Genomic DNA, 14,374 nt, shown 5'->3' with positions numbered 1-14,374 from the left:
ATGAAAAAGAAGTATAATACCTACCACTTTTATTGCTAAAAAGCCATAAAACACTTACAATTTATAACTACATCTACAAAATGTAAGGATTTCACAAAAAATCCTCAATGAAAATTTACACTTAAAACTAGAAACATTTAAGATTTCTGAACACACTAAATGTAATGTAACGATGTATTATGATAAGATTTCCCTAATAAGCATTCGTACGATAAAAGGAGGATCTCATATGAAAGAAGATACTAAAGTTTATGATATCACCATTATTGGTGGAGGACCTGTTGGACTATTTACTGCTTTTTATGGTGGGATGAGGCAGGCAAGTGTTAAGATCATCGAAAGTCTTCCACAGCTGGGCGGTCAGCTTTCTGCTCTATATCCAGAAAAGTATATTTATGATGTAGCTGGGTTTCCTAAAGTAAGGGCACAGGAGCTTGTGGATAATTTAAAGGAACAGATGGATCAATTCTCGCCAACTATTTCTCTAGAACAAGCAGTTGAAGAAGTTGAAAAACAAGCTGATGGTGTCTTTAAATTAACAACTAATAGTGAAATTCATTATACAAAAACAATAATCATTACAGCTGGAAATGGTGCATTTAAACCTCGAAAGCTGGAAATTGAGGATGCGACTAAATATGAAGGTGCAAATCTACATTATTTTGTAGATGATTTAAATAAGTTTGCCGGAAAACGTGTTGCTCTTTGCGGTGGAGGAGATTCTGCAGTAGATTGGGCATTAATGCTTGAACCAATTGCAGAAAGTGTTGCTCTTATTCATCGGAGAGATAAATTTAGAGCACATGAACATAGTGTTGAATTATTAATGAACTCCAAAGTTAATGTTGTCACACCTTTTGTTCCAACAGAGTTAATTGGGGAAGAATCTATTAAGCAGCTCGTTTTAGAAGAAGTTAAAGGAGATCGTAAGGAAGTTTTAGATATCGATGATCTCATCATCAATTACGGCTTTGTTTCGTCTTTAGGACCCATTAAAAATTGGGAATTAGAAATTGAGAAAAATTCAATTGTTGTTAATTCTAAAATGGAAACAAATATCGAAGGCATCTATGCAGCAGGAGATATCTGTACATATGATGGAAAAGTTAAGCTAATTGCGAGTGGCTTTGGAGAAGCTCCAACAGCTGTTAATAACGCCAAAGCTTATATGGATCCTAAAGCTAAAGTTCAACCACTACACAGCACAAGTTTATTTAACTAGATTAAAATACGAGCTTACTAAAAAACGACTGACAAAATTGTCAGTCGTTTTTATATTAACATTCTTCTGGAGTCCCAGTATTAACTGCTGTTCTAAATGAAGATCCACAACCACAATTTGCGATCGCATTAGGATTTTCGATTGTAAATCCTCCACCCATCATGGATTGTTTATAATCAATTTGTGTGCCATTAAGAATAGGTGCATCCTCTTTTTTTATAAGAATTGTTAAACCATGCTGCTTTAAAATTTCATCTTCATCCGTTATTTCATGTTCAAAGCCCATTCCATAAGAAAGACCGCTACAGCCTCCCCCTTTTACTCCAACGCGAAGATAAGCCTGTTCTTCTTCACTTTCTTTCATCATATCTTTTATTTGAAAAGCTGCTGCTTCAGATATACTAACAATCTCAGTCATATTTATACCTCCTTGCTTTTTGTGAAAGGATTATCTATTTATTATAATCTAAGGTATGCAATCACTCAAATAATTGAACCGACCAAGCCACTAGACTTTTAAAGATAAAACGTTCCTGTACATATTACTTCTGCTGGACCTGTCATAAGTACATTTCCTTCAGATGTCCAATTAATATGAAGATCACCACCAGCTAAATGAACTGTTGTTAGTTCTCCTTGTACAGTGTGATGATTTAATACTGATGATACAACTGCTGCACATGCGCCTGTTCCACAAGCTTGAGTGACACCTGAGCCTCTTTCCCAAACCCTAAAGTGTAATTCGTTCTTTGAAACAACCTCAACGAACTCAACGTTAACTCCTTCAGGGAAACAGCTATCTTTTTCAATAATTGGGCCTAAAGTTGTTACAGGAGCTTGTGTAATATCGTCTACATAAAAAATAATATGCGGGTTACCCATAGATACTGTTGTACCTCTTAATGTATGTCCGCTAAAAACCATTTCCTCATCAATTGCCTTGTCACTAGCTTGACCCAGCATTGGAATTTGTGATTTTAACAGTCTAGGTTCACCCATATCGACTGTAATTAGTTTAACCACTTCGTTTTCAATCTCCAAGCTAGCTTCAACTAATCCTGACAGAGTTTCGATTTTAAATGTTGTTTCTGTCACTAACTTATGTTCATAGGCATACTTAGCTACACAGCGTAATCCATTTCCACAGTTCTTACCTTCTGATCCATCATTATTGAAAATTCTCATTTTAACATCAGCTTTATCAGAAGGACATATTAAGATCAATCCATCAGATCCAATACCTGTATTAATATTTGAAACTTGTACAGCAATATCCGGTAATTTTTCTTCGTCTAGATTTTCCTCAAAAGTATTAACATATATATAATTATTACCTAATCCGTGCATTTTAGTGAATTTAAATGATTTCATTGCTGCCTCCAAATTTCATCGTTTTTATTAGTATAAAATGTTGGAAATATGAACACAATATAAATATCCCCCGTTTTATATAAGTAAAAGCTCACTGTTTATAACAGAGAGCTTTTATTTTTTGATCCCAGACCAATTTTCTTCCTGAAAAACAGTTCCTTTTACTCATTTATTTGGTATACTTTTCATATAGGTATAATTGATTATAACTTTTATAGGTATAAGGAAGTGATCCGATATGGAAAAGAACCTTGACTATTTATATGACAGGAAAGTCGATTGCTATAGTTGTAAAACTTCATACACTACTAAGAAGGTACTTTCTAGGTACATTCGTGCTCATAATCATGATACAGACTTTTGTTCTTTTTATGTTACTACAAAGATAAATCCACTTTTATATTATGTCCATGTTTGTCCATCATGTGGATTTTCTTCCACAGAAGAATCTAGTAATTACTTTCCACCTATGACTATGGAAGCTATCCAAGAGAAAATTTCTACAAACTGGAACAACAAGTTCTATTGTGATGAGCGATCTTTAGAAACTGCAATTAACTCATATAAATTAGCCATTTACTGCGCCACTATAAAAAAAGAAAAGAATATTGCGTTAGCTGGACTTTATTTACGCTTATCATGGTTATACCGAACAGAAGAAATAAACATAGCAGAAGAACAACGTTTTATTCGTCTTGCATTAGAAGAGTATCTTAAATCTTATATGAATAGTGACTATTCTGAAACTCATTTATCAGAGGTTAAGCTACTATATATTATCGGAGAGCTTAGCCGTCGTGTCGACAATCACGTACAAGCAACAAGATATTTCTCAAGAGTTATTGAAAAACAAAAAGATACAGTCGAAAAAGGAATTGTCCAAATGGCAAAAGATCGTTGGTCAGAAATGCGCGAGCAAAAGTCAGGCTAAAAGGGGCAAATATAAAAAGCTGATACAGAAGTATCTTATCATCACTTCTGTATCAGCTTTTTTTATAGGAATTTAAAACATTGGGTTTTCTTCTAAATACGTATAGATATTTTCGACCAAACCCTCTGGATTTTCTCCTGTAACAATTTCACCATTTACTAACGCATATAATGAACTGTAGCATTTGCCACAATAACTAAGACAACCATATTCAATAATATCTAAATTTGGGTCTTTCTCAAGTATTTCTAAAGCAGCTTGAGATCCATTTGCCAAATTACTAATACAAAATTCAATTATCGGCTTCATTCTTCACACCTCTCTATTTAATTTCTATCCTAATAGGTATCAGCAATTACGTCAAACTTTATTATTGCCTATCATACTTAACTATTTTCAGCTTAATAATAATAAGAGCATAACTATATGTTCTACATAAGAAGTAAAATGTGTTCTACTAATTTAAGATAAGTGAAATTTTACTATAAAAGAAAACGTTTTATTAAGAATATGTTGTGATTTTATATGAAATTCGATATACTTTTTTATGGTATTTTGTATAAGAGAGGATTATATTTTTTTATTATCTAGTCCACTTTCTTTTTTCATATTTCATAAATAAATGACTAAATTATAAGATACATGTCCACAAATTTTCGTTATAATTAAATTATTATAAGTTTGCAGTTAGTCCTAAGGTGTAATTGATTCTCGACCTTAACCATACCACTTAAGACTTAATTAATGCTATAACTACTCTCATACTTTATAAAAACGTGGGGAAAAAGGGGTATCAAATATGAAAAACCTAGTGATTCTTGGCGGCGGGTACGGCGGAATGCGTGTCCTTTTAAGGCTTTTACCAAACCAGTTGCCTGATGATGTTCAAATAACACTTATTGATAGAAATCCTTATCATTGTCTTAAAACCGAATACTATGCATTGGCTGCAGGAACAATTTCTGACAATCATATTCGAGTTTCTTTTCCAGAGCACCCTCGTCTGCATTCAAAATTCGGAAATGTCGTTTCTGTTGATCTCGAGAAAAAGGAAGTAGTTTTAGAAAACGAAGATACTATTCCTTATGATGACTTAATTATTGGATTAGGTTGTGAAGATAAATATCATAATGTCCCAGGTGCAGATGAATTCACTTATAGTATACAAACAATTGATCAATCTCGTAGCACGTATCAAAAGTTAAATAATTTATCTGCAGATGCTACTGTCGCAATCGTTGGTGCTGGTTTAAGTGGCGTTGAGCTAGCAAGTGAGCTTAGAGAAAGCCGCAAAGATCTAAACATTAAATTATTTGATCGCAGTAAACATATTTTGTCTAGCTTCCCTGAAAGATTAAGTAGTTATGTTGAAAAATGGTTTACAGAGCATGGTGTTGAAATTATTAGTGGGGCCAACATTACCAAAGTTGAACCGAATGTTGTCTATAATCATGATCAACCATTTGATTGTGATGTAATTGTTTGGACTGCTGGTATTCAGCCTAATCAGGTTGTCCGTGATCTACCTGTTGAAAAAGACAACCAAGGTCGAGTTATTTTAACAACACAGCACTTTATTCCAAATTATGAAGATGCATTTGTTCTAGGTGATTGTGCAAGCTTACCCCACGCACCAAGTGCACAATTGGCGGAAGCCCAGGCTGAGCAAATTGTTCAGGTTTTACTAAAAAAATGGAATAACCAGCCATTACCAGAATCATTCCCACCTTTTAAATTAAAAGGTGTTCTAGGGTCATTAGGTAAAAAACAAGGCTTCGGGCTTGTAAATGATCGACCTTTAATGGGGCGTGTGCCACGTCTACTTAAATCTGGTGTACTTTGGATGTATAAATATCATAACGGATAAACTAAATAGACAAGAGGATAATTATAAAAGAGATGATCAAAATTGAAGCTTCTCTTTATAATTATCCTCTTTTTTTGATGGCTGATATTAATACTATTTAAAAATTAAGGTGTAGTACTCACATAACCATATTTATCAAATTCTTCATATATTCTTTTTAACCGAGGATTTCCCTCACCAACTACATTGCCTTCTATCACAACAAGAGGATAGAAATATTCATCTTCTAGAATTTTTTCAGCAAACTCTTTTTTTTCTGGATCATTCGGGGGCTCATGTATGTCAACATAAGCTATTTTAAAGTGCTGTTCTTTATACTTCCTTTTAAGCGCTGCCTCTAACCATTCATATGTTTCTTTAGCTGACGGCAAATTCACACAGCTTGGACAAAGAATCTCGGCTCCATATACGCAAATTTCCACAGTTTTCATCCATCACACCTACACTTCTTTTTCTCCATTGTATTCGAATAATGAAATTATGACCATTCTTATCGCGGAAAATGACATTTTAAACAAACTACTTTTCACTCTGTTTCAAGATTGGAGCTAATAGTGGAAGAGAATATAACACTTTTCTCCTGCAGGTATAGAGGTAAGCCAAAGACCCCACAGCTTCCTTCCCCGCTATTCGTGTGTCTGGAGCGAAAAGGAGCAATTTTCGTTACCTTCTGCGTTATTTATGATAATATAGTACCAAAGGGTGATTCTTTAGTTTGCGTATTTAGAATAATCCTTTTATATACACAGGAATAAAATGGAAACATATTTTAATCTTTCGATTAGATTTTTTGCGACATTTCAAATATAATATGATTAAGGAAAGAAAGGAGTTTGATTTGAATGGAAGCAACTATTAATGATCAGGTTCAAGAAGTTCTAGATAAACTACGTCCCTTCTTACTTCGCGATGGAGGAGATTGTGAATTAGTTGATGTAGAGGATGGAATTGTAAAGCTACGCCTTTTAGGTGCTTGTGGAAGCTGCCCAAGCTCAACAATCACTTTAAAAGCTGGTATAGAGCGTGCACTATTAGAAGAAGTACCAGGTATTATTGAAGTAGAACAGGTATTTTAATAAGATCTACAGGCACCTAAAACTAAGTGATTTTCTACTTTGAAGACCACTGAAAAAGGACTGACAATTGTCAGTCCTTTTAATTTTTATACATTTTTTACTTCTTGTATTAGCTCCACTTTGCAACCTTCTAGATCAATACTTAAATGCTCTACATCACAATTAGTGAAATCCGCAGCTAGCATTTTCGCTAAAGTATTACCTTTTCCTTTTTCAATAAAACAGATCACTGTTGGACCAGCTCCACTTAATGCTGAACCATATGCACCAAGTTCATCCATTTTTTCTTGAACTAACGAAATTTCAGGAATAAGGGATGAGCGATATGGTTGATGAAGTAAATCCTTGTTCATCATCTTTCCTACTAGTGACCAATTATTCGTCATAAGGCCTGCCACTAACATATTACCTATTGCACTTGCTTCAACAGCCGTTTTATATTCTAAAACTTGAGGTAATACATTTCTTGCATCACTAGTGAATACCTCATATTTTGGTACAACAACTACTGCATCAACATCGATATTCTTCACACAAATTATTTCAGTTTGTTCCTGTTCATGAAGACCTATTACCAACCCACCGTAAAGAGATGCCCCCACATTATCTGGATGACCTTCTTCAAGGCTTGCGATTCTTAGTTTATCATCGTTTGTTAATTGTAGCTGACAAAGCTGATTAGCTAATTCAATTCCTGCTATTATAGCTGCTGCACTACTTCCAATACCTCTTGCCATCGGAATTTCGCTCCAAACCTTTACCTCACACGTTGGTAAAGGTTTGGTATGCATGGATGCTACTTTTAAAGCAACTTTAGCAATAAGGTTATCCTCATTTGTCGGGATATCCTTAACATCTTCTGTCATTGGTATGAAACGTATTTGCTCAGCTGTCTTGACTTCAAGAGTTAAATATTTACCAAGTGCAAGGCCAATCGAATCGAAACCTGGTCCTAAATTAGCCGTACTACCTGGCACTGTAATCTTTAACATCTCTCCTTCTTTCATCGAACCGCGACTCCAGTCAATTGTTGCAGAAAAACTTCTTCATCATTAGGTAAAACAAGCGGCTTGATCTCAGAAACGTCAATTGCTGTGTTAGGATCTTTTAAGCCATTTCCTGTTAGTACTGCTACAACTTTACTTCCTTCTTTAATTAAACCTAATTTACGATGTTTAATTAACCCAGCAATTGAAGCACATGATCCTGGCTCTGCGAATACTCCCTCTTCACGCGCAATTAACTGATATGCTTCTATAATTTCTTCATCTGTAACAGAATCAATTTTACCGTTAGACTCTTCTTTAGCTCTTACAGCCGTTTCCCAGCTAGCTGGATTTCCGATACGAATCGCTGTTGCAATTGTTTCCGGGTTCTCAATTGGCTCTCCTCTAACAATTGCTGCTGCACCTTCAGCCTGGAAGCCATGAATAATTGGTAAACCTGTTTGCTTCTTCTCGTTATATTCTTTAAAGCCTTTCCAGTAAGCCGTGATATTTCCTGCATTCCCAACTGGAATAGCTAAATAATCTGGTGCACTTCCAAGCTGCTCACACACTTCAAAAGCTGCCGTTTTTTGACCTTCAATACGATATGGATTAACAGAGTTAACTAAAGTAATCGGTAACTTTTCACTGATATTTCGGACCATAGTTAATGCATGGTCAAAGTTTCCTTGAATCGCATAAATTTCTGCACCATACATAACAGCTTGTGCTAGCTTACCAAAGGCAATCTTACCATCTGGAATCAAAACGATACACTTCATATTTGCTCTTGCAGCATACGCTGCTGCTGCTGCTGAAGTATTACCTGTTGACGCACAAATTACCGTATCGCTGCCAGCTTCTTTAGCTTTAGCAACTGCCATAACCATTCCACGATCTTTAAAAGAGCCTGTAGGATTTGTACCTTCTGTTTTAACATACAATTCAATTCCAAGCTTTTCAGAAAGCTTAGGTAAATGAATAAGTGGTGTATTTCCTTCTTGCAAAGTTAATCTTGGTGTATTTTCAGTTACTGGTAAAAATTCTTCGAACTCTTGAATAAGTCCCTTCCACATCATATCGAACCGTTCCCTTCCACTCTATACGTACTTTTCACTTCTTCAACAACAGGTAAATCATTTAAACGCTGTAAAATTTCTTCAAAATCACTTTGAGCTGCTTTATGTGTCACAATAACAATTTCTGCTAGATTACTATTTTTAATAGGAAGCTGAAGGATTTTTTCAAAGCTTACGCCTCGTTCTGAGAAAAGAGAGGTAATATTTGAAAATGCTCCAACCTGATCTTTCGCGCTTATACGTAAGAAATGCTGTGCGTAAATATGTTCTGGACTCTTTAATTGTTTTTCAAATTGTGGTGCTACTGCACTGCGGCCATTAACACCTAATCTCATATTTTTCATTACTCCTACTAGATCTGAAACAACAGCTGTTGCAGTAGGAAGACTTCCTGCACCTGGTCCGTAAAACATTGTTTCACCTACAGCTTCTCCATAAACATAAACTGCATTAAATTCATCATTTACAGCAGCTAAAGGGTGAGTCTCTGGTAAAAGTGTTGGTTCAACAGCGACTTCAATCTTTCCATTCTCACGTTGTGCAATACCGATAAGCTTCATTGTGTATCCAAGACGTTTACTATAGCTAATATCATCATCTGTAACACTAGAAATCCCTTTAACACTTACATCTTCTAAATCAACATGCATAGAAAATCCTAGTCTTGCAAGAATAGCCATTTTTCTAGCTGCATCTAATCCTTCTACATCTGATGTAGGATCAGATTCTGCATAACCAAGATCTTGTGCTTCCTTCAATACTTCATCATAAGCACTTCCAAGCTTAGTCATCTTTGTTAGTATAAAGTTCGTTGTTCCGTTCACAATTCCCATCATTTTTGTAATTCTGTCTGATGCTAAACCATCAACTAAACTACGTAGAATTGGGATTCCACCAGCTACACTTGCTTCATAAAATAAATCACAGCCATTTTCAGTAGCAATTGAAAGTAATTCTGTTCCGTACACTGCCATTAAATCTTTATTTGCTGTTACTACATGTTTTTTAGCTTTTAGAGCATCAACTAAATGCTGGCGAGTTTCTTCTACTCCACCCATTACTTCTATAACCACATCTATATCAGGATTGTTTATAACATCCTCAACGTTCGTTGTAAGCATTTCTTTACTAATATGAACTTGGCGATCTTTTTCTATATTTTTAACAAGAACCTTCTTTACTTGCACTGGACAACCAACTTGATGCATTAATTTATCTTGGTGATCTTCGATTATCTTAACAACACCACTTCCAACCGTTCCAAGTCCTAAAAGTCCTACATGAATTGCTTTCACTCTTCCCACTCCTTTTGTTCATCTATAGAGTACAATTGTTCTCTCTTAAAAGACACTAATGATATACTTGTCATTATAAAATGCTTATAACTGTTTTACAAGGGTGAATTTTCAGTTTTTTAAAAGAAAACGTTTACATGGTTGTTGCATTAAGGATTAAATTTAATAATTTCTTTTTATAAAATTAATTGTGGCTGGGACATAAGTATTTAAGTTAATGATTATTAAGGTGATATTTCAATTAATCTCTAATAGTTCGGATCTTTCTCTTCAGAAGTTTTTTTGATTTTGTCTACTGTTTTTAAGAACTAGTAAAATGGAGATGAAGACACTAGGGCACCTGGGGTACTAGACTAGAGGAAAGGCTGAGACCCCGCAAGGCGTTGCCGAGGAGTTCAGCTTCCTCCCCGTGGAACGCGAGTATCCGCAGTGCAATGGAACGAACTTTTTCCTCTAGCTTAACTGTGATTATTAGGAAAAATATATAACAAGCCAAAAACGTTAACTGAGGAACATAATTTCCTACTAAACAATTATTTTACTTTAACCCTAGTTTTTGGCTCCATTCCTGTTAAGACTGCATACATATTTGCAGCACACAGTTCGACCATCGATAATCTAGTTTCTATACTAGCGCTTCCTATATGTGGTAATGCTACGACATTAGGTAATCCTACAAGGGGATGATCTGCTGAAATGGGTTCTTTCGTAAATACATCCAAACCTGCACCAGCAATTTCTTTATCTATTAAAGCTTCGTATAAATCTCGCTCATTAACGACAGCTCCACGACTTGCATTAATAAAAATTGCTGTAGATTTCATTTTCTGAAATGATATCTTATTAAATAGCTCTTTAGTGTCATTCGTTAGTGGAGTAAGGCATACAACAAAGTCTGATGTTTGTAATAATTCATCTAAGGAACAATATCTTGCACCTAATATCTCTTCAGCTTCAGTATTTCTAGAACGGTTATGATAAAGAATATCCATTTCAAATCCTGTTGCACGCTTTGCTAAGGCTTGTCCAATTTTCCCCATACCAACAATACCAATTGTTTTATGATGTACATCATAACCTGCTAAAAGTAATGGCCCCCAACTTTTCCACTGATTATTTTTCACATAATCTGCTGCTTCTATCAATCTCCTTGCTGTAGACAATAATAATCCAAATGTTAAATCTGCTGTAGTGTCTGTTAAAATATCTGGTGTATTACAAACCACAATTCCTTTTGCTTCTGCATACTTAATGTCAATATTATCAAAACCAACCGCTAAGTTTGCGACAACTTTTAAGTTCGTAGCACAATCTAATAATTCTTGATCAATCGAGTCAGAGAGCATCGTTAAAAGACCATCTGCCATTTTTGCTTTTTCGACTAATATTTCTCTAGGACAAGGAGCTTCCTCTTCTGGCCACATTTCAACATCTGCGATTTCATATAATGCTTTTAACTGCTGTTCTGAACATTTTCTAGTTATAAAAATATAAGGCTTTGTCAATATACACACCCCTACACAGTATTAAAGATATTTTCTTTTATGATTTGGTTGCTTTGTAACTATGTATGTAATCATGCTTTATAAGACTTTCTCAAAGCAAAGATACTGTTATTAACAGCTTAGATTAACGTAAACAGTCAGAATAAAAACTTATAGTCTATTTTATCATAAGCTATGAAATCAAGTTGTGATAAGTTAGAGGCTGAACGTTAGAATCTCCAGCCTCCACCAAAAGTTAATGCCCAATATTCACTAACCAATCTACAGCTGGTAATTGAATTCTCTTTGTTCTCATAGAGAGCATACTTGAGTAGCTTCGTAAAAAGGATTCATAATGACCAGAAGATTTGAGAATTTCCTCCATCCTGTCCTCTAATACAAGCTTCATATCGTCTCCTGCTAAATAATAACTTTCTACACATTCAAAATAATGAATAGGAAATAATAATCTGCTATAAATGAGTCTCCATGAGAAAGACGATAGTGGTGATGTACGATCATAATCATCTAAAAATTTATATCCGCTTAATTTGAACTCTTCTTGCTTTTCAAAATAAAGATATCTCATATACTCTGCAATATCTCTACTACTATGATCAAAAACCCAATCAATTGGAGATTTTACACACATTACATCATTCCATGTGTTTGAATGGAAACGGTGATGACAAATTGTTGCTGAATCAATTGGTTGTGGTTCCTCATCCAATTCAGTATCTACTAAATATTGAATCGCATTTTCTGCTAATCCTAAATAATAAGGAAATGATTCTACAAACATTTTTTCAAAAGAAGTTAAAGGCTGACTTTGTATTTTACCTCTCCAAAAATTCTCCAATTGATCTAATCGTTTTTCCCATAGTAATTTCCACTGCCCAATTCTTTGCGTTTTAGATACCTGATAAGGGTATGTTCTACCTTTTAAGTGAAAACGCGCTAAGTCACGACCTAATTGAGTTAATCTTGCTTGATTGTATGGAGAACATTTTAATATGACATATTTGATTTTATCTTTCTCAAAAAAAAGATGATTTTCTTTTGTTAAAACAATGCTTGCGATATTTGGTTCTCTTTTTTCTATCATGTATTGACTTAGTTGATATAACTCATAAAGCTCATCTTCATCAATATGTGAAGCTGGAACGATTAAAAAACGTGATTGATGTAATTGAAATGTCTCAAACTGTCCTTCTTTTGTAAGTTCCTTAACTTTTATCCCATACACATCATGTATTGTTTTTTTCAATGTCTTCCCCTCCAGAGAAATGGTTCTTATTCTATCGTAATCAAATCATCACCTATTTATGATGAATTAAAGCAGGGAGTTTAACAGTTTTATAGAAGAAGTAAAGAGGGTATATGTCAAAAGTGGAGACACATGCTGATTACAATCTCATTTTTTTGTATAAAATTAGAAGTATGTGACCCTAATATTTATACACCAACTCGAGATGCCAGTGAATAGCTTTTACATTACCTGATGCTAAAAAGATAAAATGAATAAGCTAGCTCATTTTGTATTCGTTTTGAATAGTTGTGGAAGAGTTGTCATACAATGAATAAATACGCAAAAAAGAGAGATAGGTGACTTTAAATGAAAAGTGAAGAAAAAATGGATATCGTCGAAAAAACAGCACGAGATTGGATGGTCAAGCGTGGTGTAAAACTTGAAGATATAGCTGACCTTGTGTATTTTTTACAAGAAAAATATCATCCTGATCTAAAAATGGAGGATTGTCTTGAGAATGTAGATCGTGTTCTTACTAAAAGAGAAGTACAGAATGCGGTTTTAACAGGAATTCAATTCGATATATTAGCTGAAAAAGGACAACTTGAGGAACCACTTCAATCGATCATTGCTACAGATGAAAGCTTGTACGGAGTAGATGAAATTCTTGCTTTCTCCATTGTAAATATATATGGTTCAATTGGTTTCACAAATTATGGTTATATCGATAAACTAAAGCCTGGTATCCTGCAATATTTAAATGATAAATCAGGTGGTAAATGTCATACGTTTCTAGATGATATTGTTGGAGCGATTGCAGCTGCTGCGTCAAGCAGGCTCGCTCACCGTGCAAGAGATGTTGAATAAGTACTAAAAGTAATAGCCACTATGAGCCCATGTGTATGACTACATACTTAAAAGCTTGAGTGGCTATTAACTTATTATTCCCCCTTTGTTTATAAGCTTAGAAAGCACAGGAGCCTCTTCAAAAGCTACCTAACTCACTTTCTACAGCTGTTTAAGATAATCTGTTAAAGAATCTACTGTATAAGTTGGTTGTATTGGGTAATGTACAAGATGCTCTCTAGTTGTTACTCCTGTGTGAACAAGCAATGTATCTAACCCACAATTAATCCCAGCCATAATATCTGTAGCATAGTTATCTCCTACCATGACAGTATCCTGCTTTGCAACTCCTAGTTGCTGTAATGCTTGTTCAACGATAATACGCTCAGGCTTACCAATAAAAATTGGCGATGTATTTGTAGAAACTGAGATCACCGATGTTAATGCACCATTACCAGGTAATAAACCTTTTTCTGTTGGAATGGCAATATCTCCATTCGTTGAAATAAATGTTGCACCATTACGTACTGCAATACAAGCTTTTGATAATTTTTCATACGATATTTCCCGATCAATTCCTATAACAACATAATCAGGATGATCATCAACTAGTTGGTGTCCATTGTTGATTAATGCTTGTTTCAAGCCCTCTTCTCCAATTACATAAATTGTAGCATTCTCTTTCTCTTCGCTTATATAATTAGCTGTTGCCTGACTCGTGGTAAAAACACTTTCTTTTGTTGCCGAAATCTGAAAACGATTTAACTTTTCAGCTACCTGCTGAGGAGTTTGTGAGGAATTATTTGTAACAAAAAGATAAGGTAGGTTATTTTTTGCTAAATATGTAACAAATTCACTAGCCGCTTCAATCTGCTCACTACCTCGATACATTGTCCCATCCAAATCAATTAAATAACCTTTGTATGTTTTCATGGTTGTTACTCCTTTTGTATGATCTTTTTATATGC

General features: G+C 34.7%; 15 protein-coding genes. 5 read left to right on the top strand and 10 right to left on the bottom strand.

All coding sequences use genetic code 11. The features are described 5' to 3' along the window. Nucleotides 1–229: 229 nt before the first annotated feature. Complete coding sequence (yumC, locus tag FS935_RS09985) at nucleotides 230–1,222, top strand: ferredoxin--NADP reductase 2 (protein ID WP_146948080.1); 993 nt, start codon at nucleotides 230–232, stop codon at nucleotides 1,220–1,222. Between the two features lie 55 nt (nucleotides 1,223–1,277). Here yumC and FS935_RS09980 read toward each other — a convergent pair whose 3' ends face one another. After that, entirely contained in the window at nucleotides 1,278–1,640 is a 363-nt protein-coding gene (locus FS935_RS09980) for a HesB/IscA family protein (protein ID WP_146948078.1), read from the bottom strand. A 98-nt stretch (nucleotides 1,641–1,738) separates the two neighbouring features. After that, entirely contained in the window at nucleotides 1,739–2,593 is an 855-nt protein-coding gene (dapF, locus tag FS935_RS09975) for a diaminopimelate epimerase (protein WP_146948076.1), read from the bottom strand. A gap of 238 nt (nucleotides 2,594–2,831) precedes the next feature. Here dapF and FS935_RS09970 point away from each other — a divergent pair, with 238 nt between their 5' ends. Beyond that, nucleotides 2,832–3,524, top strand: a complete 693-nt coding sequence (locus FS935_RS09970) for a DUF2225 domain-containing protein (RefSeq protein ID WP_146948074.1) — start codon at nucleotides 2,832–2,834, stop codon at nucleotides 3,522–3,524. A 72-nt stretch (nucleotides 3,525–3,596) separates the two neighbouring features. On the opposite strand, the gene FS935_RS09965 is transcribed toward FS935_RS09970, so the two are convergent. Next, nucleotides 3,597–3,833, bottom strand: a complete 237-nt coding sequence (locus FS935_RS09965; RefSeq protein ID WP_146948072.1) for a YuzB family protein — start codon at nucleotides 3,831–3,833, stop codon at nucleotides 3,597–3,599. A 490-nt stretch (nucleotides 3,834–4,323) separates the two neighbouring features. On the opposite strand from FS935_RS09965, the gene FS935_RS09960 reads away from it, so the two are divergent. Continuing rightward, nucleotides 4,324–5,391, top strand: coding sequence for an NAD(P)/FAD-dependent oxidoreductase (locus tag FS935_RS09960; protein ID WP_146948070.1), 1,068 nt, complete (start codon nucleotides 4,324–4,326; stop codon nucleotides 5,389–5,391). A gap of 104 nt (nucleotides 5,392–5,495) precedes the next feature. Here FS935_RS09960 and FS935_RS09955 read toward each other — a convergent pair whose 3' ends face one another. Then, entirely contained in the window at nucleotides 5,496–5,822 is a 327-nt protein-coding gene (locus FS935_RS09955) for a YuzD family protein (protein ID WP_146948068.1), read from the bottom strand. Nucleotides 5,823–6,233: 411 nt separating this feature from the next. Between FS935_RS09955 and FS935_RS09950 the strand changes: the two genes are divergently transcribed. Next, nucleotides 6,234–6,467 (top strand): NifU family protein, encoded by a 234-nt coding sequence (locus FS935_RS09950; RefSeq protein ID WP_146948066.1) that lies wholly within the window; start codon nucleotides 6,234–6,236, stop codon nucleotides 6,465–6,467. Nucleotides 6,468–6,553: 86 nt separating this feature from the next. Here the strand turns inward: FS935_RS09950 and thrB are convergent, their stop codons facing one another. The 5 genes from thrB to yutH form a co-directional block, all read right to left on the bottom strand. Next, nucleotides 6,554–7,474: a homoserine kinase gene (thrB, locus tag FS935_RS09945; RefSeq protein ID WP_146948064.1), complete on the bottom strand. Its 921-nt coding sequence runs from the start codon at nucleotides 7,472–7,474 to the stop codon at nucleotides 6,554–6,556. Next, nucleotides 7,471–8,529 (bottom strand): threonine synthase, encoded by a 1,059-nt coding sequence (thrC, locus tag FS935_RS09940; protein WP_146948062.1) that lies wholly within the window; start codon nucleotides 8,527–8,529, stop codon nucleotides 7,471–7,473. The genes thrB and thrC overlap by 4 nt, the downstream gene beginning before the upstream one ends. Beyond that, nucleotides 8,529–9,827 (bottom strand): homoserine dehydrogenase, encoded by a 1,299-nt coding sequence (locus FS935_RS09935; protein ID WP_146948060.1) that lies wholly within the window; start codon nucleotides 9,825–9,827, stop codon nucleotides 8,529–8,531. The genes thrC and FS935_RS09935 overlap by 1 nt, the downstream gene beginning before the upstream one ends. Nucleotides 9,828–10,360: 533 nt before the next feature. Continuing rightward, a complete protein-coding gene (locus FS935_RS09930) occupies nucleotides 10,361–11,332 on the bottom strand; it encodes a 2-hydroxyacid dehydrogenase (RefSeq protein ID WP_146948058.1) in 972 nt (323 codons plus the stop codon). A gap of 235 nt (nucleotides 11,333–11,567) precedes the next feature. Beyond that, complete coding sequence (yutH, locus tag FS935_RS09925) at nucleotides 11,568–12,578, bottom strand: spore coat putative kinase YutH (protein WP_158638585.1); 1,011 nt, start codon at nucleotides 12,576–12,578, stop codon at nucleotides 11,568–11,570. Between the two features lie 348 nt (nucleotides 12,579–12,926). On the opposite strand from yutH, the gene FS935_RS09920 reads away from it, so the two are divergent. Next, nucleotides 12,927–13,427, top strand: coding sequence for a phosphatidylglycerophosphatase A family protein (locus FS935_RS09920; RefSeq protein WP_146948054.1), 501 nt, complete (start codon nucleotides 12,927–12,929; stop codon nucleotides 13,425–13,427). Between the two features lie 141 nt (nucleotides 13,428–13,568). On the opposite strand, the gene nucF is transcribed toward FS935_RS09920, so the two are convergent. Continuing rightward, the gene (nucF, locus tag FS935_RS09915; protein ID WP_146948052.1) at nucleotides 13,569–14,339 is read right to left on the bottom strand and encodes a 5' nucleotidase NucF; all 771 of its coding nucleotides are present in this window, start codon (nucleotides 14,337–14,339) and stop codon (nucleotides 13,569–13,571) included. Between the last annotated feature and the right edge of the window lie 35 nt (nucleotides 14,340–14,374).

The sequence above is a fragment of the Metabacillus litoralis genome (assembly GCF_007994985.1).
In the GTDB taxonomy this organism is placed as follows: domain Bacteria; phylum Bacillota; class Bacilli; order Bacillales; family Bacillaceae; genus Metabacillus; species Metabacillus litoralis.
This window is presented reverse-complemented; position numbering and strand designations above follow the sequence as displayed.